Origin of the sequence: Glycomyces sp. YM15, from assembly GCF_016918015.1 — a bacterium.
In the GTDB taxonomy this organism is placed as follows: Bacteria; Actinomycetota; Actinomycetes; order Mycobacteriales; family Micromonosporaceae; genus Glycomyces.
In genome coordinates, this window is sequence record NZ_JAERMK010000005.1 from 1 (window position 1) to 25,290 (window position 25,290).

Here is a 25,290-nt window from a genome sequence, read left to right on the forward strand (position 1 = left end):
CGTCGCCGCCGAACTCAACGGACGCCCACGCAAAACGCTCGCCTGGGAAACCCCAGCCGAGCGCCTCGCTAAACTCATCCACACCAGCGAATAACCAGCAGTGTTGCAACCACCCCTAGAATCCGCCCAGACGCCGCCCGGCCCCGAGTGCGCTCATCAGCTCAGTTTGTCCAGGATGATCTTGCGGACCGTGCCGGCGTCGGCCTGGCCCTTGGTGGCCTTCATCACCGCTCCGATGAGGACGCCGGCGGCGGCGTGGGTGCCGCCGCGGATCTTGTCGGCGACGGCCGGGTTGGCGGCGATGGCCTCCTCGACGGCCACTTCGAGCGCGCCCGTGTCGGAGACGACCTCGAGACCGCGCTTGGCGGCGACGTCGGCCGGGTCGCCTTCACCGGCGAGCACGCCGTCGATGACCTGGCGGGCCAGCTTGTCGTTCAGGCGGCCGTCGTCGACCATGCCCTGCAGCTCGGCGACCTGCTTCGGCGTGATGGCCAGCGCGGCGAGTTCCTCGCCGGACTCGTTGGCGCGGCGGGAGAGCTCGCCGAGCCACCATTTGACAGCGCCGGAGGGGGTGGTCCCGGCGTCGACGGTGGCCTGGATGAGGTCGACGGCGTCGGCGTTGACGACCGACTGCATCTCCTTGTCGCCCAGTGACCATTCGGCCTGGAGGCGTTCGCGGCGCTTGCGCGGGAGTTCGGGGAGGGTCGCGCGGAGCTCCTCGACCCATTCGCGGGACGGTTCCATGACGGCGAGGTCGGGTTCGGGGAAGTACCGGTAGTCGGTGGCTTCCTCTTTGGAGCGTCCGGCGCGGGTCTCGCCGGTGGTCTCCTGGAAGTGGCGGGTCTCCTGGAAGATCCGCTCGCCGGCGTCGAGGAGCGCGGACTGGCGGCGCACCTCGTAGCGGACGGCGCGTTCGACCGAGCGCAGGGAGTTGACGTTCTTGGTCTCGGTGCGGGTGCCCCACTCCTCGCCGGGGAGGTTGAGCGAGAGGTTGACGTCGCAGCGCAGGGAGCCCTGCTCCATGCGGACGTCGGAGACGCCGAGGGAGCGGACGATGTCGCGCAGTTCGGCGGTGTAGGCCTTGGCGACCTCGGGTGCGAGAGCGCCCGTTCCCGGAACGGGTTTGGTGACGATCTCGACGAGGGGGATGCCGGCGCGGTTGTAGTCCACGAGGGATTCGGTGGCGCCGTGGATGCGGCCGGTGGCGCCACCGACGTGGAGGGTCTTGCCGGTGTCCTCTTCGAGGTGGACCCGCTCGATCTCGACGCGGTACTCCTTGCCGTCCACGACCACGTCGACGTAGCCGTTCTCGCAGAGCGGCTCCTCGTACTGGCTGGTCTGGAAGTTCTTCGGCATGTCCGGGTAGAAGTAGTTCTTCCGGGCGAAGCGCGTCCACTCGGCGATGTGGCAGTTGAGGGCCAGGCCGATCTTGATGGTCGCCTCGATGGCGGCCTTGTTGGCGACGGGGAGCGCGCCGGGCAGGGCCAGGCACACCGGGCAGGTCTGGGTGTTGGGCTCGGCGCCGAAGGTCGTCGAGCAGCCGCAGAACATCTTGGTGCGCGTGTCGAGTTCGATGTGGGTCTCGAGGCCGAGGACGGGCTCGTAGGTCTCGACGGCCTTGTCGTAGTCGTTCAACCCGCTTCGGCGAGCTTGCGAGCCGTCAATTTGTTGGGTCATCGGGCTACTTCCCTTCGATCTCGGGCGCGGTGTCGGCGAGCAGGGTCTCCTGGGTGGATTCCAGGGCGGCCGCGACGCGATAGGTGATGTCGTCGCCCATGACCGGGCCCATGACCTGGAGGCCGACGGGCATGCCCTCGGAGAGGCCCACGGGCACTGAGACGCCGGGGCCGCCGTAGAGGTTGGTCGGGATCGTGTAGAGGTCGGCGAGGTACATCTGGTACGGGTCGCCGGTGCGCTCGCCGAACTTGAAGGCGATGAACGGCGTGGTCGGGCTGATGATGGCGTCGACCTGTTCGAAGGCCTTCTCGAAGTCCTGCTTGATGAGGGTGCGCACGAGCTGGGCCTTGCCGTAGAACGCGTCCACGTACCCGGCGCTGAGCGCGTAGGTGCCGAGGATGATGCGGCGCTTGACCTCCGGGCCGAATCCGGCTTCGCGGGTGAGGCTCATGACCTCTTCGAGGCCGCGTTCGCCGTCGTCGCCGGAGCGCAGGCCGTAGCGGACGCCGTCGTAGCGGGCCAGGTTGGAGGAGGCCTCGGAGGGGGCGATGAGGTAGTACGTGGGCAGCGCGTAGGTGAAGGACGGGCAGGAGACCTCGACGATCTCGGCGCCGAGCTTCACGAGCTGCTCGACGCCGGCCTCGTAGGCGGCGATGACGCCGGGTTCGGCGGCGTCGGTGCCTTCGGCGAACTCCTTGACGATGCCGAGTTTGACGCCCGAGAGGTCGCCGGTGGCGCCGGCCTTGGCGGCGGCGACCACGGGCGGGACGGGCGCGTCGATCGCGGTGGAGTCGCGCGGATCGTAGCCGGAGATGACCTCGTGGAGCAGCGCGCCGTCGAGGGCGTTGCGGGACACGGGGCCCGGGGTGTCCAGAGAGGACGAGAAGGCGATGAGGCCGTAACGGGAGTTGGACCCGTACGTGGGCTTGGCGCCGAACGTGCCGGTCACGGCGCCGGGCTGGCGGATCGAGCCGCCGGTGTCGGTGCCGATGGCGAGCGGGGCCATCTTGGCGGCGACGGCCGAGGCGGAACCGCCGCCGGAGCCGCCGGGGATGCGCCCGTTGTCCCACGGGTTCAGGGTCTTCCCGAAGGCCGAGTACTCGGTGGAGGAGCCCATCGCGAACTCGTCCATGTTCGTCTTGCCGAGGATCGGCATCTTCGCGGCCTTGAGGCGCTCGGTGATCGTCGCGTCGTAGGGCGGGATCCAGCCTTCGAGCATCTTCGAGGCGGCGGTGGTCGGGAGGCCCTTGGTGACCACGACGTCCTTGACGGCGATCGGGACGCCCGCGAGCGGGCCGAGTTCCTGACCGGCGGCGACGGCGGCGTCGACCTCGGCCGCGGTGGCGAGCGCGCCTTCGCGGTCGACGTGGAGGAAGGCGTTCAGGGTGCCGTCGACGGCGTCGATGCGGTCGAGGAACGCGGTGGTGACCTCGACGGAGGTGAGGCGGCCCTCGCGGATGTCCGCGGCGAGCTCGGCTGCGGTCTTGTCGATGATGCGACTCATGGGCTAGGCCTCCTCGTCCAGGATGCGCGGGACGCGGAAGCGGTCCTCGGCGGTGTCGGGTGCGCCCGCGAGGACGGCGTCGCGGGGCAGGGACGGCTGGGGCTGGTCTTCCCGGAACACGTTCACCAACGGCACCGCGTGCGAGGTCGGCTGGACGCCGTCCGTGTTCACTTCGGCAAGCGTCTTCATCGATTCGAGGATGACGTCGAGCTGGCCGGCGAAGGCGTCGAGCTCGTCATCGGTGACTTCGAGGCGGGCCAGTCGCGCCAGGTGCGCGACTTCCTCGCGTGAAATCGTACTCACGACAGGTGTTTCCTAACGGTTACTAGCTGCGGGAAGACCAGTCGAGTCTAGGCCGTGCGCGGCCAGGGCCCGACGCGGGCACCGCCCGGTGTGGGCCGGTGGGGAAGCGGGTTCCCGGAGGTGTGACGGACGGATCGCTAAATTCGTTCGACACGGATCGAGTGACCTGGATATGACCCCCTAGCCAGTGGACATGTGACGTGATACTCTTTCGGCACTGGTTCGGAACGGGTTTCCTGGTTTCCTTTCTGTTTCCTTGCTAAGAACGAGTCGGTGGGTGTTCCGACTTGTGGTGGTGTTCTCGAGCCAGTACAGGCCCCGGGCGAAAGCCCGGGGCCTGGTTCTTTGTTGGGGCTACAAGGTATTCGACGTAGCCGCGAACTCGTCTTCCTGCGCCGGTTCGGCGCGCTCGGCCTCGCCGTGCTCCGCAAACTTACGGCTCGATCCCTCGCCGTGCTCTGCACATTTACGGCTCGATCCCTCGCCGTGCTCTGCACATTTACGGCTCGATCCCTCGCCGTGCCAGGCCCGCCAAAGCGCGGCGTAGTGGCCGTCGAGCGCGATCAACTCGTCGTGGTTCCCCAGTTCGGCGACCCGGCCGTCCTCCACCACCGCGATGCGGTCGGCGTCGTGCGCGGTGTGGAGCCGGTGCGCGATCGCGATCACGGTGCGGCCCTCCAGGACCGCTCCGAGCGCGCGTTCGGTGTCGCGGGCCGCGCGAGGGTCGAGCATCGCCGTGGCCTCGTCGAGGATCACCACATCGGGGTCGGCCAGGATGATCCGCGCCAGCGCGATCTGCTGGGCGCTCGCCGCGTCGAGCTCCCGGTTCTTGCCGCCCAGCGGTGTACCGAGCCCCTCGGGCAGGTCGAAGGCCCAGTCCGCGCCGACCGCGGCGAGGGCGTCGCGCAGTTCATCGTCGGTCGCTTCGGCTTTGGCGAGGATCAGGTTGTCGCGCAGGGAGGCCGTGAAGACGTGGTGCTCCTGGGTGACCAGGGTGACGCGTCTGCGGCGCTCGTCGAGCGGCAGGGCTGCGACGTCGACGCCGCCGATCGCGACGCGGCCCTCGCGGGGCACGTCGGAGCCGGAGATGAGGCGCGCGAGCGTGGATTTGCCTGCGCCGGAAGGGCCGACGACGGCGAGGCGCTGCCCGGCGGGAACGCTGAGGGTGACGCCGTGGAGCACGTCACGGGGACTGGTCGGGTAGGCGTAGCGGACCTCGGTGAGCTCCACGGTGCCGTCCGTCGGGCGCTCGGTCGTGGCGTCCGCCTCGGCGTCTTCGGCTTCGGCCACGCCTTCGATGCGGGACATGGCAGCGAAGCCGCGCTGGACCTTCTCGACCCACATGAGGATGTGGTCGATCGGGAACATGATCTGGCGGGTCAGGACCGCGCAGGAGGCGACGGTGCCGAGGGTGACCTCGCCGTTGAAGTAGAACGCGCCGCCGACGAGCAGCACGGTCGCGGTCGGCAGGGCGTACGCGCCGTCGAGGAACGGGAAGTAGACGCTGCGCAGGAACAGCGTGTAGCGGGCGGCCTTCCAGTGCTTGGCGACCGTGGCGTCCCCGGCGGCGTCGCGCTGGGCGCGGAGCCGGTAGGCCTCGGTGGTGCGGGCGCCGTCGGCGGAGGCGCCGATGGTGTCGCCGATGTTCGATTCGGCCTCGCGTTCGGCGAGGTAGCCGTTGCGTCCGCGTTTGAGGTACCAGCGGGTGCCGACCCACAGCGGTGGGACGACCACGAGCATGCACAGGCCGAGCAGGGGGCTGGCGATGAGCATGGCGCCGAAGAAGACCAGGACCTTCAGGATCGAGACGGTGACCTGCGGGAGGCCGTCTCGGAAGAGGACGCCCGCTTCGGGGACGTCGGCGGAGGAGCGGGTCATGAGGTCGCCGGAGCCGGCCTGTTCGACGACGGGCATCGGCAGGCGCAGGGCGCGCTCGACGAACTGGACGCGCATCCGCGCGGACAGCCGTTCGCCGAGGCGGTAGGACACGTACGTGCCCGCCCAGGTGAAGGCCACGACCGCGACGATGGCGGCGACGATGCCGAGCGCGAGCTTGTCGATCTCGCCCGTCCCGGAGCCGGAGGACAGCGCGTCGAGCATGTCCCCCAGCAGGATAGGGGCGACCGCCGCGGCCACGGCGGCGACCAGGTGGAGGCCGACCGCGGTCACGGCTCGGCGCTTCTCGGAGCCGAGGAGCCGGAAGAACGCGCGGCGGACCGTCCGGGTGTCGGCGATCGGCAGCTGGTTCGTCCTCTTGTCGGTCATGGTGGTCGTACTCACTCTGTTCCTCTGGTGACGAGGGCGCGGTAGTCGGCGTGTTCGGCGATCAGGTCGCGGTGGGTGCCGTGGGCGATGACCTTGCCGCCCTGGACGAACGCGACCTTGTCGGCGCGGCCGAGCCACAGCGGCGAAGTGGTGGCGACGGCGGTGGCGCGGCCGCCGCGGGTCTCGGCGAGGCGCTCGACGATGCGGGCCTCGGTGTGGGAGTCGACCGCTGAGGTCGGCTCGTGCAGGAGCAGGGCCTCGGGGTCGGCGGCGATGGCGCGGGCGAGTCGGAGCCGCTGGCGCTGGCCGCCGGAGAGGGTGCGGGCCTGGTTGTCGACCTCGGTGTCGAGGCCGTCGGGGAGCGCTTCGACGACGTCGTACGCGGAGGCCGCTTCGATGGCGGCGTCCACGCGGTCGTGGCCGGCGCGGGCGGCGACGGCAGCGGCGACGGTCCCGGCGAACAGGTACGCGTCGTGGTCGGCGACGAGCACGCGGCGGCGCAGCTCGTCCCGGTCCAACTGCGACACCGGCACGGCGCCGAAGCGGGCTTCGGACTCGGTGAACCCGCCGAGGCGGTCGAAGACGGCGGCGACCTGCTCGGAGTCGGCGGACGCGACGGCGAGGAGTTCGCCGCCCGCCACGGTCAGTCCGGACTCGGGGTCGTGGAGCTCGGCGCCGCCGCGCGGGCCGGGCAGGACCTCGGCCGAGGTCTCGCGTTCGGGCGTGCTGAGCAGCTCGCAGACCTTGCCCGCGGCGACGCGGCCCTCGATGATGCGGTAGGTGCAGCCGATGAGCCAGTGCACGGGCAGCAGCAGCGCCCCGGTGTACCCGAACGCGGCGACCATCTGGCCGGGCGTGAGGTCCCCGGCGGCCACTTGGCGCGCGGCGATCCAGATGACGACGCCGAGGAGGATCGCGGGCGTGCCTTCGCCGAGGGAGTTGAGCCAGGCGGTGGGCCCGGCGACCTTGTATCCGGCGGAGCGGAGGGCGTCCGAGTCGCGGCGGTAGGAGGCGTTGAACCGGTCCTCGCCGCCGATGCCGCGCAGCACGCGCAGGCCCGAGACGATGTCGGAGGCGCGCTCGGTGATGTCGCCGACCCGCTCGCGGTACTGCTCTTGGCGGGTCTGGAGGCGGGTGAGCAGCGGGCCGGTGACGAGGCCGACGGCGAACACGCCGACGAAGATGGTGAGGCCCAAGGCGACCGAGGTGTTGAACAGGAGCACGCCGACGGCGATGAGCCCGACGAGGCAGCCCGCGGTGGGGGCGAGCGAGTCGACGGCCCACGAGATCCGGTTGATGTCGGTGGCGCCGACGCTCACGACCTCGCCGGTGGTGAGCTTCCTGCGGAGGTCGTCGCCGAGGCGGTTGACCTTGCGGGTGGCGAGCTGCAGGACCCGGTAGGAGGCGTCCGCGCGCCAGAACACGGTGAGGCGGTGCGACCAGACGATCATCCCGGCGGTGAAGAACCCGGCGAGGACCATGCCGAGGGACCAGAAGGTGAGCGCGCTCCAGTCCCGTTCGCGCAGACCGCTGTCGACGGCGCCGGTGAGGAAGAACGGGAGCACGGGCAAGGCGCCGAGCGCGATGCCGGAGGTGATGAGCGCCGCGGCGGTGAGGCCCTTGCGGCGCGTGGCCACCCACGCGAGGAGCAGCCACGGGGTGGTCGGCGGCTCCTTGGCCGATGCGGAGGACGACGGGTCGCCTCTGGTCCCTTCGGGGAGCAGCGGATCGTCGAGCGGCAGCACGGGGGCGCGGAGGAACCTCACTAGCCGAGCGTAAAGGGCGGGTCCGACACCCGGCAATCGATTAACCTCCCGAACGGGTGCCCACCAGGAACTTCGCTGAGCGTAGGGGATTCGTGAGAGATCAGGGTCGCACTGATCAGAAGGGATGAAACGGACCCTCGTAAAAATTACCTCACATCGCCTCGTAGACTCTGCGCGCCACCTCCGATACGGCGCCCCGCGATCCCCTGCCCGGCCGACGACAACGCCCACGACCCTTTCGCCGACCACTCGACAGGAGCCACCGCCATGCCGGCGCTGCGTTTCGAAGACCTCCTCCAAGACCCCGACCGGCGGCACGGCGCCGACCGCTGGGGCACCGACGGCCGCCCCGTCCTGCTCCTCAACCCGGCCGGCGGCGACCGCTCGGCCTGGTGGCCGGTCGCCGCCCGGCTCGCCGACGAGCACACCGTCGCGGTCCTCGACCTTCCGGAAGGCCGCTCGATCGGTGACCAGGCCGAAGCACTGGGGGCGTACGTGGCCGCCATGGGCACCCGGGCGCCGGTCGTCGCGGGCCACGGGCACGCGGCACTGGTCGCCTCGCTCTTCGCGGCCCGCTACCTCGCCCACGCCGTGGTCAACATCGAACAGCGCCTTGACGAACCGCACCACGACCCCGACACCGAACGCGCCCTCCAGGAGATCACCGGCGGACCGCGCCGCATCCGCTGCCGCTATCTCGCGATCTTCGCCGGCGGTCCCGGACCGGGCTACGAGGCCTGGCTCCGCGAGCGCATCCCCGACGCCGCCTGCGCGACCTACGGGACCGGCGGCGACTGCCCCCACCTGAGCGACCCGAAGCGCTTCACCGACGACCTCCGCGAACTCGCCGCTTGAGCGGACGGCTCCTCGTGGGCCTCGCCGATGCCGTCTCAAACGCTTGCGGCGTACTGGTCCGAGGACAACTCGAAGACCCGCACCGGCCGACCGGCGGCGGGGCTGACGGTCTCGCGGAACAGACGCATCCCCAGTTTCACCATGATCCGCTCGGAGGCGTCGTTCCCCACTTGAGCGACGCTGACGATCCGCTCCAGCCCCCGCTCCTCGAACGCGAACCGCACGGCGGCCGCAGCGGCTTCGGTGGCCAGACCCCGCCCCCAGTGGGCCCGTCCCAGGCGCCAGCCGACCTCGACCGCCGGCAGTATCTCCGGCAGGAAGTGGGGCACTGCGAGACCGGTGAACCCGGCCAGCTCGCCAGTGGACCGGAGCTCCACGGCGAACAGACCGAAGCCGTGGGACTCCCACTCGTCCTCCCACGCGCGGATACCCTCGCGAGTCTGCCGCTCATCACGGACGCTGCCGTCACGGATCCACCGCATGACCTCCGGGTCGGCGTTGACGGCGGCCATGGGCGCGATGTCCCCCTCCCGCCAGCGGCGCAGGATCAGGCGAGGAGTCTCGAGCGTGACCATCCGACGATTCTGGATCACCGATCGGCAAGGGCCGACACGGGTGTCGCCTGCGGTACCGCCCGGGATGGCCTCCGGCTACATCAGCCCGATCACCAGTGCCATGGCGAGGAACAGCACCAGCTGATAGGCGCTGTTGAGGATCGTCAGCTTCGCGGGTTTCAGCTCGAAGGAGCGGGAATTCGACGGCGAGATCGCGGACCGCAACGTGACCGTGGTCTACACGGCCCGAAGGTCGGCCTGAACCGAACGGCGCACGCCGGCGGGGGCAGGTCGGCTAGCGGGCGAAGGTCACGTGGGTGATGCCGCTCGGGGCTACCTCGCTGGTGACCTTGTAGTCCCGCTCGAACTCACGCAAGTCCGCCCATAGGTTCTGGCCGCGGCCGAGCAGGATCGGCACGACCGCGACGTGGAGGCGGTCGACCAGGCCCGCGGCCAGGTAGGAGCGTACCGTCCGGATCCCGCCTCCGATGCGCACATCGAGTTCGCCTGCGGCCTCCCTCGCGTCGGCGAGGGTCTCCTCGATCGAGGTCTGGACGAAGTGGAACGTGGTGCCGCCCTCCATCTCCAGCGTCGGCCGCTGCTCGTGGGTGAGCACGAAGACCGGGACGCCGAAGGGCGGGTTGGGTCCCCACCAGCCCTGCCAGTCGGGGTCGTCGGGGTGGAGGTGCAGTCCGAACATGCCCGCGCCCATGATCTCGGCGCCGATGTCCTCGAAGTACGCCGCCGCGTAGTCGTTGTCCAGACCGGTGGTGCCCTTGCCCGGCTGGCCGAGCACGCGCTCGCGGAAGGTCCGTGTCCCGACGTAGGCGGCGGTCAGGCGGTGCCAGTCCTGGCCGATCGGGTCTTCAGGAGTCTGGTCGGTGGTCGTCGCGTATCCGTCGAGGGAGATGTTGAGATCGACTCGTACCCGGCCCATTGCGTGCTCCTCAAAGTGGTTGTAAAATGCAATCACTAGTGTAGTTCGGGCTGCCGACGGCGTCAAGGAGGGATCATGGAACCGAGGTCCGGGTGCGCGATCAACGCGGCCGTGGAGGCGCTGGGCGACCACTGGTCGTTCCTGGTGCTGCGGGACATGGTCTTCGGCGATCGCCGGTACTTCCGCGAGCTGCTGAACGGTTCGATCGAGGGCATCGCGTCGAACATCCTCAGCGACCGGCTGAAGAAGCTCGTCGCCGCCGGCATCCTGACCAAAGAGGACGTTCTGCGCGGCCAGCGGGCCCGCTACAGCCTCACCGAGGCCGGCATCCAGACGGTGCCGATCCTGTTCGCGCTCGGCAACTGGGGCCTGGACTGGCGAACGGGCACACCGGAACTGCGCACAAGGCAGGAGCTCATGCGCGCCGAGGGAACGCCGTTCATCGAGGAGCTCATGGACGAACTGCGCGTACGCCACCTCGGGGCGGCACCGGTGGGACGCGAAGGACCCGGGCCCCTGGAACGGCTCGAAGCCGCGTATCGGGCCGCGGTCGGCGGCGAAGCGGCATAACCGATCAGCCCGCGCTGCGGACGGTCTGCCGAGTGCTCAAGTGAGGTCGGCCGTCAGGCGGACGCGCACCGTGTCCAGGTGACGGCGCTCGACCCCGGCTTCGACCAGATAGGCGGCCACTCCCCCGTGCGCTCGGTCGAAGTGGTCGAGCAGGTCCTGCATGGTCTTCGCTTCCGCGCCATCGGTGTCGGCGTAGTCGGCGACGATGTCCTCGCGGGCCGCCCCGGCGACGGCGAGGAGGATCGCCGTCAGGATCCCGGTGCGGTCGCGGCCCGCATGGCAATGCACGAGCACCGGTCCGGGCGGGGCTTCGGCGAACGCTGTGAACGCGGCCGCGACGCGGTCGGGTGCGTGGTCGACCTCGGGCCGGTAGTCGTCGGGCGCGGTCGGGTCGAAGCCGGGGTACACGCCCAGCAGCGGCAGGTTGCGGTAGATCTCGTCATCGCCGAAGGGGCTCGGGAACTCCCCGGCCTCCCAGCCGTGCCGCAGATCGAGGATCCGGACGACTCCGAGTTCGCGGACGGCGTCGATACCGGCTTCAGTGAGCAGGTCGTGGTTGTCCGACCGAAGCAGCGCTCGCATTCGGACGGTCGAGCCGCCGGGGAGCGGCGTGCCGCCGAGGTCGCGGGCGTTGACGCAGTCGGGGAGGTCGAGAAACGGCATGGCGCTCCAAGAAGGTCGGGGCCACGTGGGCTCGCTGCGGCGACCGTCCTGGCTTCGGGGCGGTCGCGAGGGCGTCCTCCACTGCGAACGGACCTGCACTTCACCACAGCGGTCGGTCGCTTCCTGCGTGGCTTCGGACTAGTGGCTCCGGCCCAGTGCTGCAGCGGTTTCGGGGTCGGCGGGGAAGAACGATTCGATGGCGAGCTCGGCGACCGTGACGTCCATCGGGGTGCCGAACACGGTAGTGGTGCTGAAGAACGAGAGGACGCCGCCGCCGGTGTCGATGCGGAGCGGGACGACGAGGCTGTGCGGCGGAGCGGTGTCGATGCCGCCGGGGTACCCGCGCAGTTCTGCTCGCAGCCGCTCGAGTTCGGGGTCGCCGGTGGCCCGGATCTGGTGGTCGAGGCGGGAGAGGATATGGCCCCGCCACTGCGGGAGGTTGCGGATGCGGGGCGCGATGCCCTTGGGGTGCAAGCTGAGCCGCAGCACGTTGACCGGCGGCTCGAGGAGTTCGGGGGCCGCGCCTTCGAGGAGGCGGTCGATGGCGGGGTTCGCGTCGACCAGGTTCCACTGTCGATCGACCACGACCGCGGGATACGGCATGTGGCCGTCGAGGATCTGGATGAGGGCCTTCCCGATGATGCTCGTCGAGGGCTGGTCGAGTGAGGATTCACTGTAGGCGGGGGCGTGTCCGGCTGCCATGAGGATGTCGTTGCGGTGGCGCAGCGGGACGTCGAGTTCCTCGCAGACCTTGACGACCATCGCGGCCGTCGGCCGGGAACGCCCGGTCTCGATGAAGCTCAAGTGCCGGGAGGAGATGCGGCACTGGAGGGCCAGCTGCTGCTGCGTCAGGTGCCGCTGCCTGCGCCAGTGCCGGATCAGGTCCCCCGGTGATCGTCGCGAGGCGGTCTCGGTGAGCGGTGCTGCCATGGGGCCCAGCCTAAACCCACAGGTAGTGCAGCCCATTACCGCTGAGGTAATCGACGGACGCCGTGATCGCGGCGAAGCTGGTGTCGTTCCCGGACATCGCCGGGGCAGTGAGAGACAGGGAATCGACATGAACGACTTCAACGCCGTCGCCGCCGCCTACATCGACGCCTGCAACGCGAGCGGCGCGGTAGAGCGCAAGCGCCTCGTCGCCGACGTGTTCGCCGCCGATGTCAGCTACACCGACCCCATGGCCGCCGTGGAGGGCCACGACGGCATCGAGGCCTTCATCGCCGGTGCGCACCGGCAGTTCCCCGGTTGGGTCTTCACGCTCGTCGGGCCGGCGGACGGCCACGGCCGGCAGGCCCGGTTCACGTGGAGCCTCGGGCCCGAGGGTGCCGAGCCGCCGGTCGTGGGCTTCGACGTGGTGGTGCTCGACGAGGACGGGCGGATCACCCAGGTGCTGGGCTTCCTCGACAAGGTCCCGAGCGCTTGAGCGGCGCCGGGGACGGGCGCGGCGGCGTTCGACGACCGTAGGGCGGGGCTCAGCCGTTGCCGAAGAACAGGCCGCCCCGATTCGAGCGCTGCGGTTGGTTCATGGCGTTGCGGCGGTGGGCGACCAGGTCCACGACATGGTTCACCAGTTCCTCGGGGCTGTTGGTGGTCGCGGCGGCGCGCGGGTGGGACATCGTGCGGACCTGCGGGTTGTCGGAGAAGACGATGGCGGGCGTGGGGAAGCCGCGCGCGACCATGCGGTCGAGCAGCGCCATCCCGGCGACCTGGTCCCCCGGGTCGCGTTCCCGGCGCAGGTCGGTGATGACCAGGTCGTAATCGTCGCGGTCGAGGTACCGGAGGGCCTCTTCCGTGGTGCCGACGGGGTCGACCCGCATTCCGGCCGTTCGGAAGAGGCGGATGAGCGGCTCGTTCCAGTGCGGGTGGTCGTCGACCCACAGGATCGCGCCGCCCTGGAGCAGGTCGGCCGCCCCGGCGAGCCGGGTGGCGGCGCGCAGTCCGCGCTGCGGGTCGGCCGTGGCCGCGAAGTACGACGGCGGCCGGTAGGCCGTGGTGCCGCCCGGCGGCGCGGCGGGAGGCGGGTACCTCGCCGGGAGTCCCTGCTGCGCGGGAATCGCGGGGTACACCGGGCCGCCGTTCGGCGGGGTCTCGGCCGGGCGCGGTTCGCGGGCCGCCGGAGCGGTCTGGACGCCCTCGCCGTCGTTCGCGCCGTCGACGGCCGCGATCTCGTCGAGCAGCGACTCGAGGTCGAGTTCGTCCTCATCGGAGTCGTCTGCGGGTCGCCTGGGCCGCAGCATATGCGTGGCATCGGAGTCGTCCGGCCGGGATCCGTTCCAGACTCCGGGCTCGGCGGAACCGCCGGGGGCGGGCGTCGCCCAGCCGCCCGGTTCGACCGGAACCTGCCGGCGCCATTGCGCCTCGTCGGCGCCTTCGGCCGGCAGGGGCGGCCCGGAGACCGGCGCCGCGCCCTCGGTTTCCGCGGCGGGCGTCTCGGGCCCGCGGTTGAAGGCCTGCTCGATCGCGTCCTGCGCGAAGTCGACGGACACGAACGGCGACTCCACGCGGGTCATTCGGTGCGCTTGCTGTGCGAGGAGCCGCTTGGCGACGAAGAGCGCCCCCAGGCCCAGCCCGAGCCAGACGAACGTGGGGATGATCTTGATCAGTTCGATCCAGATGGCTTCGCTCATCGATGGCTCCAAAGAGGGGATACCGGGGCCGGGCCTCTCCACTGTAATCGGCCTTCGCCCCGGAACCTCCGGTGCCTCAACGGGTGAGCGCGCGGTACAGGGCGATCCAGCGGTCCGGCGGGACGTGCCCCACGACCTGGCCGCGGGCGATCCCGGCCTCGGCGCAGGCGCTGAATGCGATGCCGCGCGGGACGACCCGGCACAGGGACGCGGCGAGGGAGCCGCCGACCCCGGAGAATCCGAGGTCCACCAGGTCGCGGTAGTCGGCCATGGCTCCCTTGGGCAGCAAGGGCTTCGGGCGGCGGCGCAGATGGAACACGGCCGCGTCGACCTGCGGCACGGGCCGGAACTCGCGGCGGTCGATGCGCCTCCCGAGCGCGAAGTCGAACTCGGGCCAGTGCTCGACGGTGAGGCGGCTCCAGCGGCCGTAGTCACCGGTGTGCTTGCGGGCGAATTCGAGCTGCGTGACCAGGGCGGCCGAGTCGAGCGTGCGCGCGGCGAGGCACCAGCGGACGATGTCCGTGGTGATCCCGAAGGGCGCGTTGGACACCACGGTGAACGGCTCGCGAGGCGGCACCACGTCGCGGAAATCGGCTTGGTGGCAGCGGAAGTGCTCGTGGTGGCCGAGCCGGGAGCGCAGGCGTTCGACGAAGTGCCGGTCCTTCTCGTAGGCGACCACGCGGCGGGCGCGATGGAGCAGTTGCTTCGTGACCATGCCGTCGCCGGGTCCGGCCTCGATCACGAGGTCGTCGGGCCCGACGCCGGCGGCGTCGACGAACGCGCGCGCCAGGTGCGGGTCGCGAAGGAAGTTCTGGGACAGGGCCTTGCGGGTCGAGACCTTTCGGTGCTCTCGGGCGCGCGGAAATTGGCTGCGGGACATGGGAAGGCTCCATGAGGACGAGTCGAATCAGGACGATCGAATCGCCTAGGCCCGAGCAGGGCGCTACGCCGTGAAGACGGCGGTCGAAGAGAAGCGCGTGCGGGGCCTAGGCCGCCGCGCGCAGCCGAATGAAGCACGGGCCGAACGCGGCGCACGCGTTCAACCCCGGTGATCCTGCCATGCCCGCGAGATTATCCGGTTTCATCCGGAGCGTCCACCCGGTTCTCGCGCCTCGCCCGCGGGATGGCCCCTGAGTCCCCGGACGAGTAGCGGCCCGGCACGTGGAGGCGCAGGACCGCCTCGTTCGCCCACTCGGGCACCGAGCCGGGCCTGGACGCCGCGATCATGACGAGGAACGCGAGTGGGACCGTCCACAATGCCGGTTGCGCGAGGAGCACCGAGAGGACGCCCGGTTCGAGGTCGAGGACCACCGAGGCGAGCGCCGCCCCGGTAGAAGTGCCCGCGCCCACGAGCAGGCCCGCCGTCGCGCCCGGCGCGGTGAGGCCGCGCCACCAGATGCCGAGGGTGAGCAGCGGGCAGAACGTGGAGGCGGCCACCGCGAAAGCCCAGCCGACGAGCACGTTGATGTCCACATCGGCCGCCGGGAGTGACAGCGCCACCGCGAGGGCCGTGCCGACCACGACGCCGAGGCGCAGCCGCGAGAGCGAACCGCCGAACAGGTCGTGCGAGAGGCCCCCGGCCAGCGCGAGCAGCAGACCCGAAGAGGTGGAGAGGAACGCGGCGAACGCGCCCGCCGCGACCAGCGCGGTCAGGATCGCGCCCACCGTGCCCGGGACGATCGCGCCGGGCACGAGGAGCGGCACGACGTCGGTCTCCTCGGGTGTGGGGGTGGCGATGCGGCCGAGGAGGCCGTAGACGACCGGCCACAGGTAGAAGAGGCTGAGCAGGACGATCACCGAGACGGCGACGCGGCGGGCCGCGCGGGCGCCGGCGACGGTGTGGAAGCGCATCACGACGTGCGGGAGTCCCATGGCGCCCAACGTGGTCGCGACCAGGACCGAGACGGTGGCGAGGATCGGGTGGCCGGAGCCGTCGAGGTCGAGGAGGGGGCGCGACCAGTCGGGGTCGGCGCTCAGGTTGAGGGCCGCGTCGCGCGTCTCGGGTCCGGCGAGGGCGATGAGGAAGACCGCGGGCCCGGCGATGAACGCGAGTTTCACCAGGTAGTGGAAGGCCTGCACGTAGGTGGCGGAGCGCATGCCGCCGACGGCGATGGTGGAGGAGACCACCAGTCCCGCGCCGACCACGCCGATCCAGTAGGGGATGCCGGAGACGAGTTCGAGGACGACTCCGGCCGCTTTGAACTGCGGCAGCAGGTAGAGCAGCATGATGACGAGCACGACGAGGCCGCACATGCGGCGGATGCGCGGCGAGCCGAGGCGGTACTCGGCGAAGTCGGGCACGGTGTACGCGCCGCTGCGGCGCATCGGCCCGGCCGCGAGCGCGGCGACGAGCACGTATCCGGCGGTGAAGCCCACGGCGTACCACATCGCGCCCACGCCGTTCTTGACGAGCAGCCCGGCGAGGCCGAGGACCGAAGCGGCCGAGACGTATTCGCCCGCGATGGCGAGGGCGTTCCAGCCGGGCACGATGCTGCGGGAGGCGACCAGGAAGTCCGGGGTGGAGCGTGCGGCGCGCACGCCCCAGACGCCGATGACGACGCTGGCGGCGAGGACCAGGCTGATCGCGGCGAGGCCGAGCATCAGTGGTCCTCGAGGTATTCGGCTTCGATGCGCTCGGCCCGGCGGACGTGGACCGCGGCGAGGGCCAGCAGGATCGGGTAGGGCGCGAAGAAGAGCACGGCCCAGCCGAGTCGTCCGGGGGTGACGAACGCGGCGGTGAGCAGGGCTGCGAGGGCGAACAGGAGCGCGGCGGCCGTGCGGACGGCGAGGCGGCGCTGGCGGCGGAGGGCGCGTTCGGCGTCGTCGAGGTCGATCGCGCTGCGGCCCACCGGGGGGCGGCCTGCGAGGCGGCTGAGGCGTCCGGTGGCGTCGGACCGGCGGCGCAGGGCGAGCCGGGTCTGGGGGCTGGTGACGCGTACCCGCTGGTTCACGGCCGCCTCCCCCCGGTCCGGGTCTTCGGGCGGCCGCCGTTCGCGACCGCCTCGCCTTGCGCGCCTTGGATCACCGCTGCGCCCCGCCTTCCCTCGCCGCCTGGAGGAGTCGTTCGCGCAGGAGGCGGGAGTGGCGGCGGCTCACCGGGACCTCGCCGGGTTCGGTGACGGCGACGAGGCCGGCCGTGGAGGTCACGCGCAGTTCGGTGACGTGGGCGAGGTTGATGAGGAAGGAGCGGTGCGCGCGTACGAAACCGGCCGCGTCCCAGACCTGTTCGAGGTAGGTGAGGGATTGGCGGAGCAGGTGCGAGCCCTGGTTGGAGTGGAGGCGCACGTAGTCGCCGTGGGCTTCGGCGTAGGCGATGTCGTCGCGGCGCACGAACACGGTGCGTCCGGCGAGCTCGACCTGGACGACGGCGAGGTCGTCGGCCTTGTCCCCCACCACGGGCGCGGAGCGGCGGCCGCCGATGCGGGCCACCGCTTCGGCGAGGCGCTCGGGTCGGAAGGGTTTCAGCAGGTAGTCGGCCGCGCCGAGGCCGAAGGCCTCCACGGCGTGGTTGTCGTAGGCGGTGACGAACACGATCTCGGGCGGGTTCGAGAGCCGCCTGAGGATGCGGGCCACGTCCATGCCGGTGAGGCCGGGCATCGCGATGTCGAGGAACGCGGCGTCGAACGAGCCGGAGCCGAGGAGGCGCACCGCCTCGTCGCCTCCGGCGGCGGCCACGACCTCGCCGACGGCGGGCAGTTCGGCGAGCTGGCCGGCGAGTTCGGTGCGGGTGGACGGCTCGTCTTCGACGACGAGCACGCGCAGGCTGCTCATCGGCGTTCACTCCGGTTCGGGAAGTGGGCTCGGTGAGGCGGGCGCGCAGCGCCCTCGATGTCGGGTGGAGGCGGGCGACGGGTGGGCGTGTAGGGATGGGGGCCGGTCATGCGTGCACTCCTCGGGCGTATCTGGGGATTCTCACGGTGGCCTTGGTTCCGGCTCCGGGGGCGGTGTCGAGCCACAGGCCGTATTCGGGGCCGTAGACGGCGCGCAACCGTCGGTCGACATTGGCGAGTCCGATGCGTCCGGCGCCTTGGCGGCTGCCGGTGAGGATCGCCTTGGCGGTCTCGGGTTCCATGCCCGCGCCGTCGTCCTCGACCTCGATGACGCAGAGCGCGCCCTCGGAGAAGCCGCGCACGGCGATGTGGCCGGTGCCGGGCTTCGTCTCGAAGCCGTGGCGCACGGCGTTCTCGACGATCGGCTGTACGACCAGGAACGGGATGGGCACGGGCAGGACCTCCGGGGCGATGCGGACGGTGATGTCGAGGCGGTCGTCGAAGCGGGCCCGCTGCAGTTCGAGGTAGGTCTGCACCGCCTGCAGCTCGTCGGCGACCGTGGCGTAGTCGCCGGTGTTCGCGAACGAGTAGCGCAGGTAGTCCGAGAAGTCGGTGAGCAGTTCGCGGGCGCGTTCGGGGTCGGTGCGGGTGTGGGCGCTGATGGCGGCGAGGGCGTTGTGCATGAAGTGCGGCGAGATCTGGGCCCGGAGGGTGCGCAGGTCCGCCGCCGCGATGCGCTCGCGCGCCCGGTCCAGGTCGGCGTGGTCGAGCGCGGTCGCCACGAGGTGGGCGGCCTCGGCGAGCTCCCCGTCGCTCACGTCCCCCGCCACGATCAGGCATCCGGCGAGGTCGCCCGAGACGATGAGCGGCGAGGCCCGCAGCGGCGGGGCCGTGACCGGCTCGAGCACGTCCAGCGTCTCGACCAGCAGGTTCTGGGCCGCTGCCGGGTCGAGCTCCCCGGCGACGGCGATGACCCGGTCGCAGTCGGCCAGCGCCACGGCGTCGGCCGCGAGGAGTTTCGCGAGGCGGCGGGCCGCGACCGGCGCGCCCTTGCCGGTGAGGCCGTCGGCGAGGGACTCACCGACCTGGCGGGAGAGCCGGAGGGCGCCCAGCGTCCCGGTACCGAGCGCGCGTCGGCGCGTCGAGGCGAGCCTCGATGCTCGGAGCGAGGCGGAAAGGCGACCGGGGATCACGTGTTTACTGTAACCGGGCCCACAGCAAAGGGCGGGGAGGGCCGCCCCGGCCCTCCCCGCCCGCGGGGGGCTCAGTGACCCACGGCCCGCTCCGAGCCCGCGCCGGTCAGGGCCCTCACCTGGAGGGTCGCGAACCGGTCGGGACGGGACTCGGAGGACATCAGCGTGCCGACCACGGCGCAGATGAGTCCGAGCGGGATGGACACCAAGCCGGGGTTCGACATCGGGAACCATGCGATGTCGACCCCCTCGCCGAGCAGCGAGCGTTCGGTACTTGAGAAGACCGGCGAGAAGATCACCAGTCCGACGGCGGAGATGAGGCCGCCGTAGATGCCCCAGACCGCTCCAGCGGTGTTGAACCGCTTCCAGAACAGGCTGAGCAGCAGCGTGGGCAGGTTCGCCGAGGCGGCGACCGCGAAGGCCAGCGCCACCAGGAACGCCACGTTGAGCGTCTGGGCGAAGATCGCCAGGACGATAGCGACGATCCCGACGCCGATCGCGGCGATCTTGGCGACCACGACCTCCTCGCGGTCGGTGGCCGCACCGCGCCGGATGACGCTGTTGTACAGGTCGTGGGCGAGCGACGAGGACGAGGCGATCACCAGCCCGGCCACGGTCGAGAGGATCGCGGCGAACGCGGCGGAGGCGATGATCGCCAGCAGGACCGCGCCCACCGTCGAACCGCCGAACGCCTCGCCGGCCTCCTGCGCCAGTTGCGGCGCAGCGGTGTTGCCCGCCGGGTTCTGGGCCGTGATGGCCTCGGCGCCGACCATCGCGGCGGCACCGAACCCGAGCACCAGCGTCAGCAGGTAGAAGCTGCCGATGAGCCCGATGCCCCAGTTGACGGACTTGCGGGCCGACTTGGAGTCGGGGACGGTGTAGAAGCGGATGAGGATGTGCGGCAGTCCGGCCGTGCCCAGGACCAGGGCCAGGCCGAGGCTGATGAGGTCCAGCTTGTTCCACATCGTCTGGGTGGCGTCGCCGGCGACTTCGACGCCGTAGCGCTGGCCGGGTTCGAGGAACGACGCGCCGGCAGCCGACGAGCTGGCGGCGTCGCCGAGCAGGTCGGAGATGTTGAACCCGTACTGGGCCAGGACCAGCAGCGCCAGCAGCGCGGCCCCGCCGAGGAGCACGATCGCCTGGACGATCTGCACCCAGGTGGTGCCCTTCATGCCGCCGAGCGCGACGTACAGGATCATGAGCAGCCCGACGAAGACGATGCCCACGTTCGAGGCCACGTCGGCGTCCATGCCGAGGAACGTCTCGCCTTCCTTGATGCCCAGGAGGAGTGCGATGAGGGCGCCCGCACCGACCATCTGCGCGAGCAGGTAGAAGATCGAGACGCTCATGGTCGAGATGGCGGCGGCGGTGCGGACCGGGCGCTGGCGCATCCGGAACGACAGGACGTCGGCCATCGTGAACCGCCCGGAGTTGCGCAGCAGCTCTGCCACGAGCAGGAGGGCGACCAGCCAGGCGACGAGGAACCCGATCGAGTACAGGAACCCGTCGTAACCGGAGAGGGCGATGATGCCGGCGATGCCGAGGAAGGAGGCCGCCGACATGTAGTCGGAGGCGATGGCGAAGCCGTTCTGCCAGGGCTTGAATCCGCGGCCGCCGGAGTGGAAGTCCGTCGCGTCGCGGGTGTGTTTGCGGGCCCAGACCGTGATGACGAGGGTGGCGGCCACCATCAGCAGGAACAGCGCGAAGGTGAGGGTGCGGCCGGTCTCGGTCTGCTGTGCGAGGAGATTCATCGGGCGTCCTCCCCGTAGTGGACCGCGTCGTGGAGTTCAGTGGCCTGCGGGTCGTAATTCCGGGACGTGTAGCGGGAGTAGGCCCAGGCGATGCCGAACGTGGAGACGAACTGGCCGAGGCCGAGGAGCAGGGCCACGTTGATGTTGCCGAAGACCACGGTGCCCATGAAGTCGCGGGCGTAGGCCGAGAGGAGCACGTAGAGCAGGTACCAGGCGAGGAATCCGATCGTGGCGGGCACGATGAAGCGGAACAGGCGGCGTTTGAGGTCCACGAAGCGGGGGTCGTCGTGCATCGCCGCGAGTTGATCGTCCGTGACGACGGGAGGGGGTCCGTCGCGGGTGGGGGTCGTAGCCATCGGGCCATTCCTCCTTGAAGGGCTTTATTACTGGGCCTACCCGGGCTGTTCCGCGTCGACGTTTCTGGCGCATGTCGGCGCGGTGACGGGTTTACAAGCAACTTAAGAGACCCGAGTGATCTTGAGAAGCATCGATGTGACGCGTGTCGCTAGGGGGCCCGCTTCCTGCGTTGAGGGTGTCGACGAACGGTCGGCGAACGGTCGGCGAGCGGTCGCATCGGGTTGCGTTCACGCGAACGATGAATCCCGCGCGGCGATCTCGTCTGTACTGGTGAAGGCACCGGAACACCGAAAGGACGGCACGATGGCCGACAAGATGATCTTCCTGAACCTGCCCGTGAACGACCTGGACGCGGCGAAGGCGTTCTACCAGGAGCTGGGCTGGAGCATCAATCCCGACTTCACCGACGAGAACGCCGCCTGCGTCGTCGTGGACGACAACATCTGCCTGATGCTGCTGACCAAGGAGTTCTACTCGACGTTCGCCGAGCGCCCGATCGCCGACACCGCGGCGTTCTCGGCCGCCGCGTACGCGCTGGCCCTCCCGAACCGCGAGGCCGTCGACGAGCTCACCGACGCCGCGATCAAGGCCGGCGGCACCGAGGAGACCTCCAGGCAGGACCGCCGCGCCCAGGAGGCCGAGATCGGCATGTACGGCCGCACGTTCCTCGACCTGGACGGCCACCAGTGGGAGCCGTTCTACATGCCCTATCCCCAGCAGTGAGTCCGATAGGAGATCAGGAGGCGGGGGGGGGGGGGGGGGGGGGGGGGGGGGGGGGGGCGGGGGGCCCGGCGGGGGGCGGGGGGGGGGGGCGGGCCCCCCCCCCCCCCCCCCCCCCCCCCCCCCCCCCCCCCCCCCCCGCCGGCCGCGTCATGGCCTGCGGGCTCGCGCGTCAGCCGCAGTGCACTCGCCGCTTGTCGCTCACGGCCCCTTGACCGTTGCGCCGCTCGATGAGGCCGTAGACGTCGATGCACTTGCCGGACATGTCGAAGCCGGCCTTCGTCCTCGCGGGCCCGGCGTAGTAGAGGAAGTCCCCGCTGTCGTCGCCGCACAGGCTCCCGTCGGCGTAGCCCGACGGGCAGATCGAGATCGCCTTGAGCCCTTTCCAGCCGTAGGTCGATCCGGTCCCGATCGCGAGGGCGCAGTTGCGCTTCTCCGTGGAGGACCAGTACAGCTCCACGTAGCCGGCCGGGTCCGACGCCGATCCGATCACGTAGGTGTCGATGCGGGTGTACGAGGCGCCGCACAGGTTCGCCTGAGCCCCGGCCTCGGCGGCGGTCGCCGTTCCGGACAGGGTGGCGATCATGACGAGGGCGGCGGCGACGCCCAGGAGTCGCGCGGTCCGGCCGTTCGCACGGCGGCGGACGGGTGGGGGCGGATCGGTTCTGGACATGGCTGCTCCCTTGAGGTGGTCTGCGATGAGCTGGGAATCTCGTCCAGCTGGGGGGGGAATCCTCCGGACACAGCGAGCGTATCGAAGAAATGTTTCTTCAAAGATGCGGTTTCTGGTGAAGATTTCTGTCAGATCCGTGACAGCAACCGGTCGACCTGCGCTCGGAGTTCGGAGCGCCGCAGGAAATTACGAAGCCGGTCGTTCCTATTGGAACCCGCTCTGGGCCATCATGAGAGAGGTCCCCAAATGCCACATCATCCCACAAGGAGCGGTCATGAGATGGATCCTTTCGAAGCGGCGAGGCCTCCTCGCACTAGTCGCGGCGGCCCTGATGGGCGCCATGACGGGCCTCACCGCGATGGCTCCGGCGCAAGCCGCGACGGCGCGCAACGGCATCTGCGAGTCCGGTGAGTTCTGCCTCTACTACAACAGCGACAACCAGGGGTCGGTGAGCGACTTCTCGGGGTCGATCAGCAACTACGGCACCGGCTCGAGCTGCTACGAGTACAAGGGTCCGGGCGCCGGGCAAGGGCAGTGCGTCAAGAACAACGCGGCCTCCGCCTGGAACCGGACCGGCAAATACGTCACGGTCTTCTACAACAGCGGCTACTCCGGACCGATCGACAACTTCAGCCCGGGTGCGCAGGCGAACCTCCGCGCCTACCTGAAGAACGACAACGCCGGGCACCTCGTCAACGCGACGGGCAACGCCGCCGACAACCTCGAGTACGCGCTGTACCACTCGTCCTCGGCCCACGTCACCGCCTACTTCGACGGATACACCACCACCTCGGGCCGCCACGAAGGCATCGACATCGCCCGCGGCGTCGGCTATTCCGTGTACGCACTCGTCTCCGGTACCGTGACCCGCGTGACCGAGGGCTCGCGAGGCTCCGGGGGCCTGTCCACCCTGGCGGTCTACAACTCGAGTCTCAACAAGACCATCGTCTACCTGCACTTGAATCCGAATGGCTTCAGTGTGGGCAGCTCCATCTCCAAGGGACAGGTCATCGGCGTCGAGGACTGGCGGGGCATCAGCTCCTCCGGTGGAGCGCACACCCACTTCGAAATGCGGAACGGCAGGGTGACCGCCGCGGCCACCAGCGTCGGCGACCCCGACCTGACCAACCCGAACCCGACCGGGTTCTGGAAGGCCAGGGGCTACAACATCTGCTGCCAGTTCAGCTGACCCTCCGCATCCGCACACAGCAGGCAGTCCGCACGGCCTCACCGCGAGCGGTGCGGACTGCCTTCGCCGCGGGTCGCACCGCGTCTTCCGAAACCGCCAGAGGAGACACCTCTTGAACGAACATCGCACACCGACGCGCCGCCGGCTCATCACGGCAGGCCTGGCCGCCGCGGGCGCGGCGGCCCTGCCCCAGCTCTTCGCCGATCCGGCCACCGCCCAGACCTCCGTCGACATGGAGCTGGTCCTCGTGGCCGCCACCGTCGACCCTCCCAAGTCCGGCCAAGGGACCACCCTGAACGCCGGGCCGCACGTCCAGGCGGTGGAAGCCGCGCTGGCCGCCAAGGGCCACCTCAACAGCGCCCTCGTGGACGGTCACTACGGAAGCTCGACCGTCACCGCCTACGCCGCTTGGCAGCGGGCACTCGGGTACAGCGGCATCGACGCCAACGGACTGCCCGGCCCGACCTCGCTGACCACGCTCGGCCGGGACGAGGGCTTCACCGTCAGCCGCGTCGTCAGCATCGGCTCCAGGAACGACGCGTACAGGGGCGTGCGGGTCAACACCCGGACCAGGAACATGCTCGCCGCCGCCGACGCGAAGGTGAGTTGGAACCTCACGCTGTCGCAAGGCTCCTACAACCCGGGAGGGGACCCCACCTCGGCCGGCACGCACGACGGCGGCGGCGTGGTCGACGTCGCCGTCGACGGATGGACGAGCACGCGGCGCTGGAGGACGGTACGAGCGCTGCGCGAGGTCGGCTTCGCGGCCTGGCTGCGCACGCCCTCGCAAGGGAACTGGCCCTACCACATCCACGCGGTCGCGGTCGCCGACACCGACCTGTCGGGCCCGGCCCAGCCGCAGGTGCACGACTACTTCTTCGGCAAGAACGGCCTGGCGAACCACGCCGCCGACAACACGCCGCCCGAATACCAGGTGGGCTTCACCTGGTGGGAGCAGTACAACCGACTCTGACAAGGGAGCAACACCATGTCCGAAACAGCACGACTCGACCGACCGCGGTCCATCGGCAGGCGGATCACTGGGACGCTCGCCGCCCTGTGCCTGGCCGTGACGGCCCTGCTCGCCACCGGCAGCGCGGCGACGGCCGACGTCACCGCCCAGGCGAACGTCTGCGGATCGTCATTCGCGCTCATCGACTCCTACTACGGCAGCGGCAACGGCCACACCGCGGTGCTGCGGCTGTACTACTCGTCGACGTACAAGCAGAACTGCGCCGTGATGGTGAAGACCAACCAGACCGACCACAAGGACCAGGTCGGCGTCCAGATCAGGCCGAGCGGCGGCACCGTCGACAGTGAGAACGACTGGTTCTACTCGTACGCCGGGCCCGTCTACACCCCCAGCAGCGTCAACATGTCCGGCAAATGCGTGGACGTCCACGGGTTCGTAGGCGGCGCCTTCGAAATCTTCTTCCAGATCGAGGAGCGCGGCGTGCACTGCGGCTGAGCAACGGTCAGCAGTAGACGCACGCGGTAACCCGTAGGGCCGCACCGCGTTCGCGGTGCGGCCCTACGGCACTTCGGTCAGCTCGGCTGCTGCGGATCTGTCGGAGGCGGAGGATTCCCGGGTGCCTGCGGTGGTGTTCCGGGCGGGTACGGAGGCTGCTGCGGACCGCCCTGCGGCGGCGGGTACCCCTGCCACGGCTGCGGACCGCCAGGAGGCGGGTACCTCGGCGGGAAGGACTGCTGCTGCAACTTCTTCTTGGAGGAGTTCGTGACGAGCACGACCGTCAAGACGATCGCACCGATCACCACCACCAGGCAGAACAACAGGATCAGCACGTACCTGGGCAGCAGGGCGCCCAAGTCGAAACCGTCGTTCGTGGGTTCGGGCAGTCGTGAGCTCTCATCGGGCAACTCGTCCACATTGGGGCCTCCGTTCGGGCGAGCGGCGT

27 protein-coding genes are annotated in these 25,290 nt (G+C 70.3%); 7 read left to right on the top strand and 20 right to left on the bottom strand.

Annotation, left to right across the window (positions count from 1 at the left end; genetic code table 11):
* Window positions 1-156 precede the first annotated feature (156 nt).
* The 5 genes from gatB to JHY01_RS07000 form a co-directional block, all read right to left on the bottom strand.
* A complete protein-coding gene (gene gatB, locus JHY01_RS06980) occupies window positions 157-1,677 on the bottom strand; it encodes an Asp-tRNA(Asn)/Glu-tRNA(Gln) amidotransferase subunit GatB (protein WP_205324902.1) in 1,521 nt (506 codons plus the stop codon).
* A 4-nt stretch (window positions 1,678-1,681) separates the two neighbouring features.
* Window positions 1,682-3,181: an Asp-tRNA(Asn)/Glu-tRNA(Gln) amidotransferase subunit GatA gene (gene gatA / locus JHY01_RS06985; RefSeq protein WP_205324903.1), complete on the bottom strand. Its 1,500-nt coding sequence runs from the start codon at window positions 3,179-3,181 to the stop codon at window positions 1,682-1,684.
* A gap of 3 nt (window positions 3,182-3,184) precedes the next feature.
* Window positions 3,185-3,484 (bottom strand): Asp-tRNA(Asn)/Glu-tRNA(Gln) amidotransferase subunit GatC, encoded by a 300-nt coding sequence (gatC, locus tag JHY01_RS06990; RefSeq protein ID WP_205324904.1) that lies wholly within the window; start codon window positions 3,482-3,484, stop codon window positions 3,185-3,187.
* Window positions 3,485-3,838: 354 nt separating this feature from the next.
* Entirely contained in the window at window positions 3,839-5,764 is a 1,926-nt protein-coding gene (locus JHY01_RS06995; RefSeq protein WP_307814295.1) for an ABC transporter ATP-binding protein, read from the bottom strand.
* Window positions 5,761-7,515 (bottom strand): ABC transporter ATP-binding protein, encoded by a 1,755-nt coding sequence (locus JHY01_RS07000; protein WP_205324905.1) that lies wholly within the window; start codon window positions 7,513-7,515, stop codon window positions 5,761-5,763. The genes JHY01_RS06995 and JHY01_RS07000 overlap by 4 nt, the downstream gene beginning before the upstream one ends.
* A 267-nt stretch (window positions 7,516-7,782) precedes the next feature.
* Here JHY01_RS07000 and JHY01_RS07005 point away from each other — a divergent pair, with 267 nt between their 5' ends.
* Entirely contained in the window at window positions 7,783-8,370 is a 588-nt protein-coding gene (locus tag JHY01_RS07005; protein WP_205324906.1) for an alpha/beta fold hydrolase, read from the top strand.
* A gap of 35 nt (window positions 8,371-8,405) precedes the next feature.
* Here JHY01_RS07005 and JHY01_RS07010 read toward each other — a convergent pair whose 3' ends face one another.
* The 3 genes from JHY01_RS07010 to JHY01_RS07015 form a co-directional block, all read right to left on the bottom strand.
* The gene (locus JHY01_RS07010; RefSeq protein ID WP_205324907.1) at window positions 8,406-8,945 is read right to left on the bottom strand and encodes a GNAT family N-acetyltransferase; all 540 of its coding nucleotides are present in this window, start codon (window positions 8,943-8,945) and stop codon (window positions 8,406-8,408) included.
* Window positions 8,946-9,020: 75 nt separating this feature from the next.
* On the bottom strand, window positions 9,021-9,149 hold the full coding sequence (locus JHY01_RS26460) for a DUF1761 domain-containing protein (RefSeq protein ID WP_240192501.1): 129 nt from the start codon (window positions 9,147-9,149) through the stop codon (window positions 9,021-9,023).
* Window positions 9,150-9,219: 70 nt separating this feature from the next.
* Window positions 9,220-9,861 carry a dihydrofolate reductase family protein gene (locus JHY01_RS07015; RefSeq protein ID WP_205324908.1) on the bottom strand — a complete coding sequence of 214 codons (642 nt, stop codon included), beginning with the start codon at window positions 9,859-9,861 and terminating at the stop codon, window positions 9,220-9,222.
* A 75-nt stretch (window positions 9,862-9,936) separates the two neighbouring features.
* Between JHY01_RS07015 and JHY01_RS07020 the strand changes: the two genes are divergently transcribed.
* Window positions 9,937-10,431: a helix-turn-helix domain-containing protein gene (locus JHY01_RS07020; RefSeq protein ID WP_205324909.1), complete on the top strand. Its 495-nt coding sequence runs from the start codon at window positions 9,937-9,939 to the stop codon at window positions 10,429-10,431.
* A gap of 36 nt (window positions 10,432-10,467) precedes the next feature.
* On the opposite strand, the gene JHY01_RS07025 is transcribed toward JHY01_RS07020, so the two are convergent.
* Both JHY01_RS07025 and JHY01_RS07030 read right to left on the bottom strand, forming a co-directional pair.
* The gene (locus JHY01_RS07025; protein WP_205324910.1) at window positions 10,468-11,094 is read right to left on the bottom strand and encodes a tyrosine-protein phosphatase; all 627 of its coding nucleotides are present in this window, start codon (window positions 11,092-11,094) and stop codon (window positions 10,468-10,470) included.
* Between the two features lie 138 nt (window positions 11,095-11,232).
* Window positions 11,233-12,024 carry a helix-turn-helix domain-containing protein gene (locus JHY01_RS07030; RefSeq protein WP_205324911.1) on the bottom strand — a complete coding sequence of 264 codons (792 nt, stop codon included), beginning with the start codon at window positions 12,022-12,024 and terminating at the stop codon, window positions 11,233-11,235.
* Window positions 12,025-12,151: 127 nt separating this feature from the next.
* On the opposite strand from JHY01_RS07030, the gene JHY01_RS07035 reads away from it, so the two are divergent.
* Window positions 12,152-12,517 carry a nuclear transport factor 2 family protein gene (locus tag JHY01_RS07035; protein ID WP_205324912.1) on the top strand — a complete coding sequence of 122 codons (366 nt, stop codon included), beginning with the start codon at window positions 12,152-12,154 and terminating at the stop codon, window positions 12,515-12,517.
* Window positions 12,518-12,566: 49 nt separating this feature from the next.
* On the opposite strand, the gene JHY01_RS07040 is transcribed toward JHY01_RS07035, so the two are convergent.
* The 8 genes from JHY01_RS07040 to JHY01_RS07075 all read right to left on the bottom strand — a co-directional run bounded on the left by JHY01_RS07040 (window position 12,567) and on the right by JHY01_RS07075 (window position 20,791).
* On the bottom strand, window positions 12,567-13,721 hold the full coding sequence (locus tag JHY01_RS07040; RefSeq protein ID WP_205324913.1) for a response regulator: 1,155 nt from the start codon (window positions 13,719-13,721) through the stop codon (window positions 12,567-12,569).
* A gap of 76 nt (window positions 13,722-13,797) precedes the next feature.
* Entirely contained in the window at window positions 13,798-14,601 is an 804-nt protein-coding gene (gene erm, locus JHY01_RS07045; RefSeq protein ID WP_205324914.1) for an ErmE/ErmH/ErmO/ErmR family 23S rRNA (adenine(2058)-N(6))-methyltransferase, read from the bottom strand.
* Between the two features lie 191 nt (window positions 14,602-14,792).
* The gene (locus tag JHY01_RS07050) at window positions 14,793-16,322 is read right to left on the bottom strand and encodes a cation acetate symporter (RefSeq protein ID WP_205324915.1); all 1,530 of its coding nucleotides are present in this window, start codon (window positions 16,320-16,322) and stop codon (window positions 14,793-14,795) included.
* Window positions 16,322-16,672 carry a hypothetical protein gene (locus tag JHY01_RS07055; protein ID WP_205324916.1) on the bottom strand — a complete coding sequence of 117 codons (351 nt, stop codon included), beginning with the start codon at window positions 16,670-16,672 and terminating at the stop codon, window positions 16,322-16,324. Before JHY01_RS07055 ends, JHY01_RS07050 begins: the two co-directional genes overlap by 1 nt.
* A 70-nt stretch (window positions 16,673-16,742) precedes the next feature.
* Window positions 16,743-17,492, bottom strand: coding sequence for a LytTR family DNA-binding domain-containing protein (locus JHY01_RS07060; protein WP_205324917.1), 750 nt, complete (start codon window positions 17,490-17,492; stop codon window positions 16,743-16,745).
* Window positions 17,493-17,598: 106 nt separating this feature from the next.
* The gene (locus JHY01_RS27245; protein ID WP_374199509.1) at window positions 17,599-18,603 is read right to left on the bottom strand and encodes a sensor histidine kinase; all 1,005 of its coding nucleotides are present in this window, start codon (window positions 18,601-18,603) and stop codon (window positions 17,599-17,601) included.
* 152 nt (window positions 18,604-18,755) lie between these two features.
* The gene (locus JHY01_RS07070) at window positions 18,756-20,435 is read right to left on the bottom strand and encodes a cation acetate symporter (protein ID WP_205324919.1); all 1,680 of its coding nucleotides are present in this window, start codon (window positions 20,433-20,435) and stop codon (window positions 18,756-18,758) included.
* Window positions 20,432-20,791 (bottom strand): DUF485 domain-containing protein, encoded by a 360-nt coding sequence (locus JHY01_RS07075; protein WP_205324920.1) that lies wholly within the window; start codon window positions 20,789-20,791, stop codon window positions 20,432-20,434. Before JHY01_RS07075 ends, JHY01_RS07070 begins: the two co-directional genes overlap by 4 nt.
* Before the next feature lie 304 nt (window positions 20,792-21,095).
* Here JHY01_RS07075 and JHY01_RS07080 point away from each other — a divergent pair, with 304 nt between their 5' ends.
* Window positions 21,096-21,515, top strand: coding sequence for a VOC family protein (locus JHY01_RS07080; RefSeq protein ID WP_240192502.1), 420 nt, complete (start codon window positions 21,096-21,098; stop codon window positions 21,513-21,515).
* A gap of 169 nt (window positions 21,516-21,684) precedes the next feature.
* Here JHY01_RS07080 and JHY01_RS07085 read toward each other — a convergent pair whose 3' ends face one another.
* Window positions 21,685-22,185 (bottom strand): hypothetical protein, encoded by a 501-nt coding sequence (locus JHY01_RS07085; protein ID WP_205324921.1) that lies wholly within the window; start codon window positions 22,183-22,185, stop codon window positions 21,685-21,687.
* Between the two features lie 274 nt (window positions 22,186-22,459).
* On the opposite strand from JHY01_RS07085, the gene JHY01_RS07090 reads away from it, so the two are divergent.
* The 3 genes from JHY01_RS07090 to JHY01_RS07100 all read left to right on the top strand — a co-directional run bounded on the left by JHY01_RS07090 (window position 22,460) and on the right by JHY01_RS07100 (window position 24,842).
* Entirely contained in the window at window positions 22,460-23,374 is a 915-nt protein-coding gene (locus JHY01_RS07090; RefSeq protein WP_205324922.1) for a peptidase inhibitor family I36 protein, read from the top strand.
* Between the two features lie 112 nt (window positions 23,375-23,486).
* Window positions 23,487-24,347: a peptidoglycan-binding protein gene (locus JHY01_RS07095; protein ID WP_205324923.1), complete on the top strand. Its 861-nt coding sequence runs from the start codon at window positions 23,487-23,489 to the stop codon at window positions 24,345-24,347.
* A gap of 15 nt (window positions 24,348-24,362) precedes the next feature.
* Complete coding sequence (locus JHY01_RS07100; protein WP_205324924.1) at window positions 24,363-24,842, top strand: hypothetical protein; 480 nt, start codon at window positions 24,363-24,365, stop codon at window positions 24,840-24,842.
* A 77-nt stretch (window positions 24,843-24,919) separates the two neighbouring features.
* On the opposite strand, the gene JHY01_RS07105 is transcribed toward JHY01_RS07100, so the two are convergent.
* On the bottom strand, window positions 24,920-25,261 hold the full coding sequence (locus JHY01_RS07105; RefSeq protein ID WP_205324925.1) for a hypothetical protein: 342 nt from the start codon (window positions 25,259-25,261) through the stop codon (window positions 24,920-24,922).
* Window positions 25,262-25,290 lie beyond the last annotated feature (29 nt).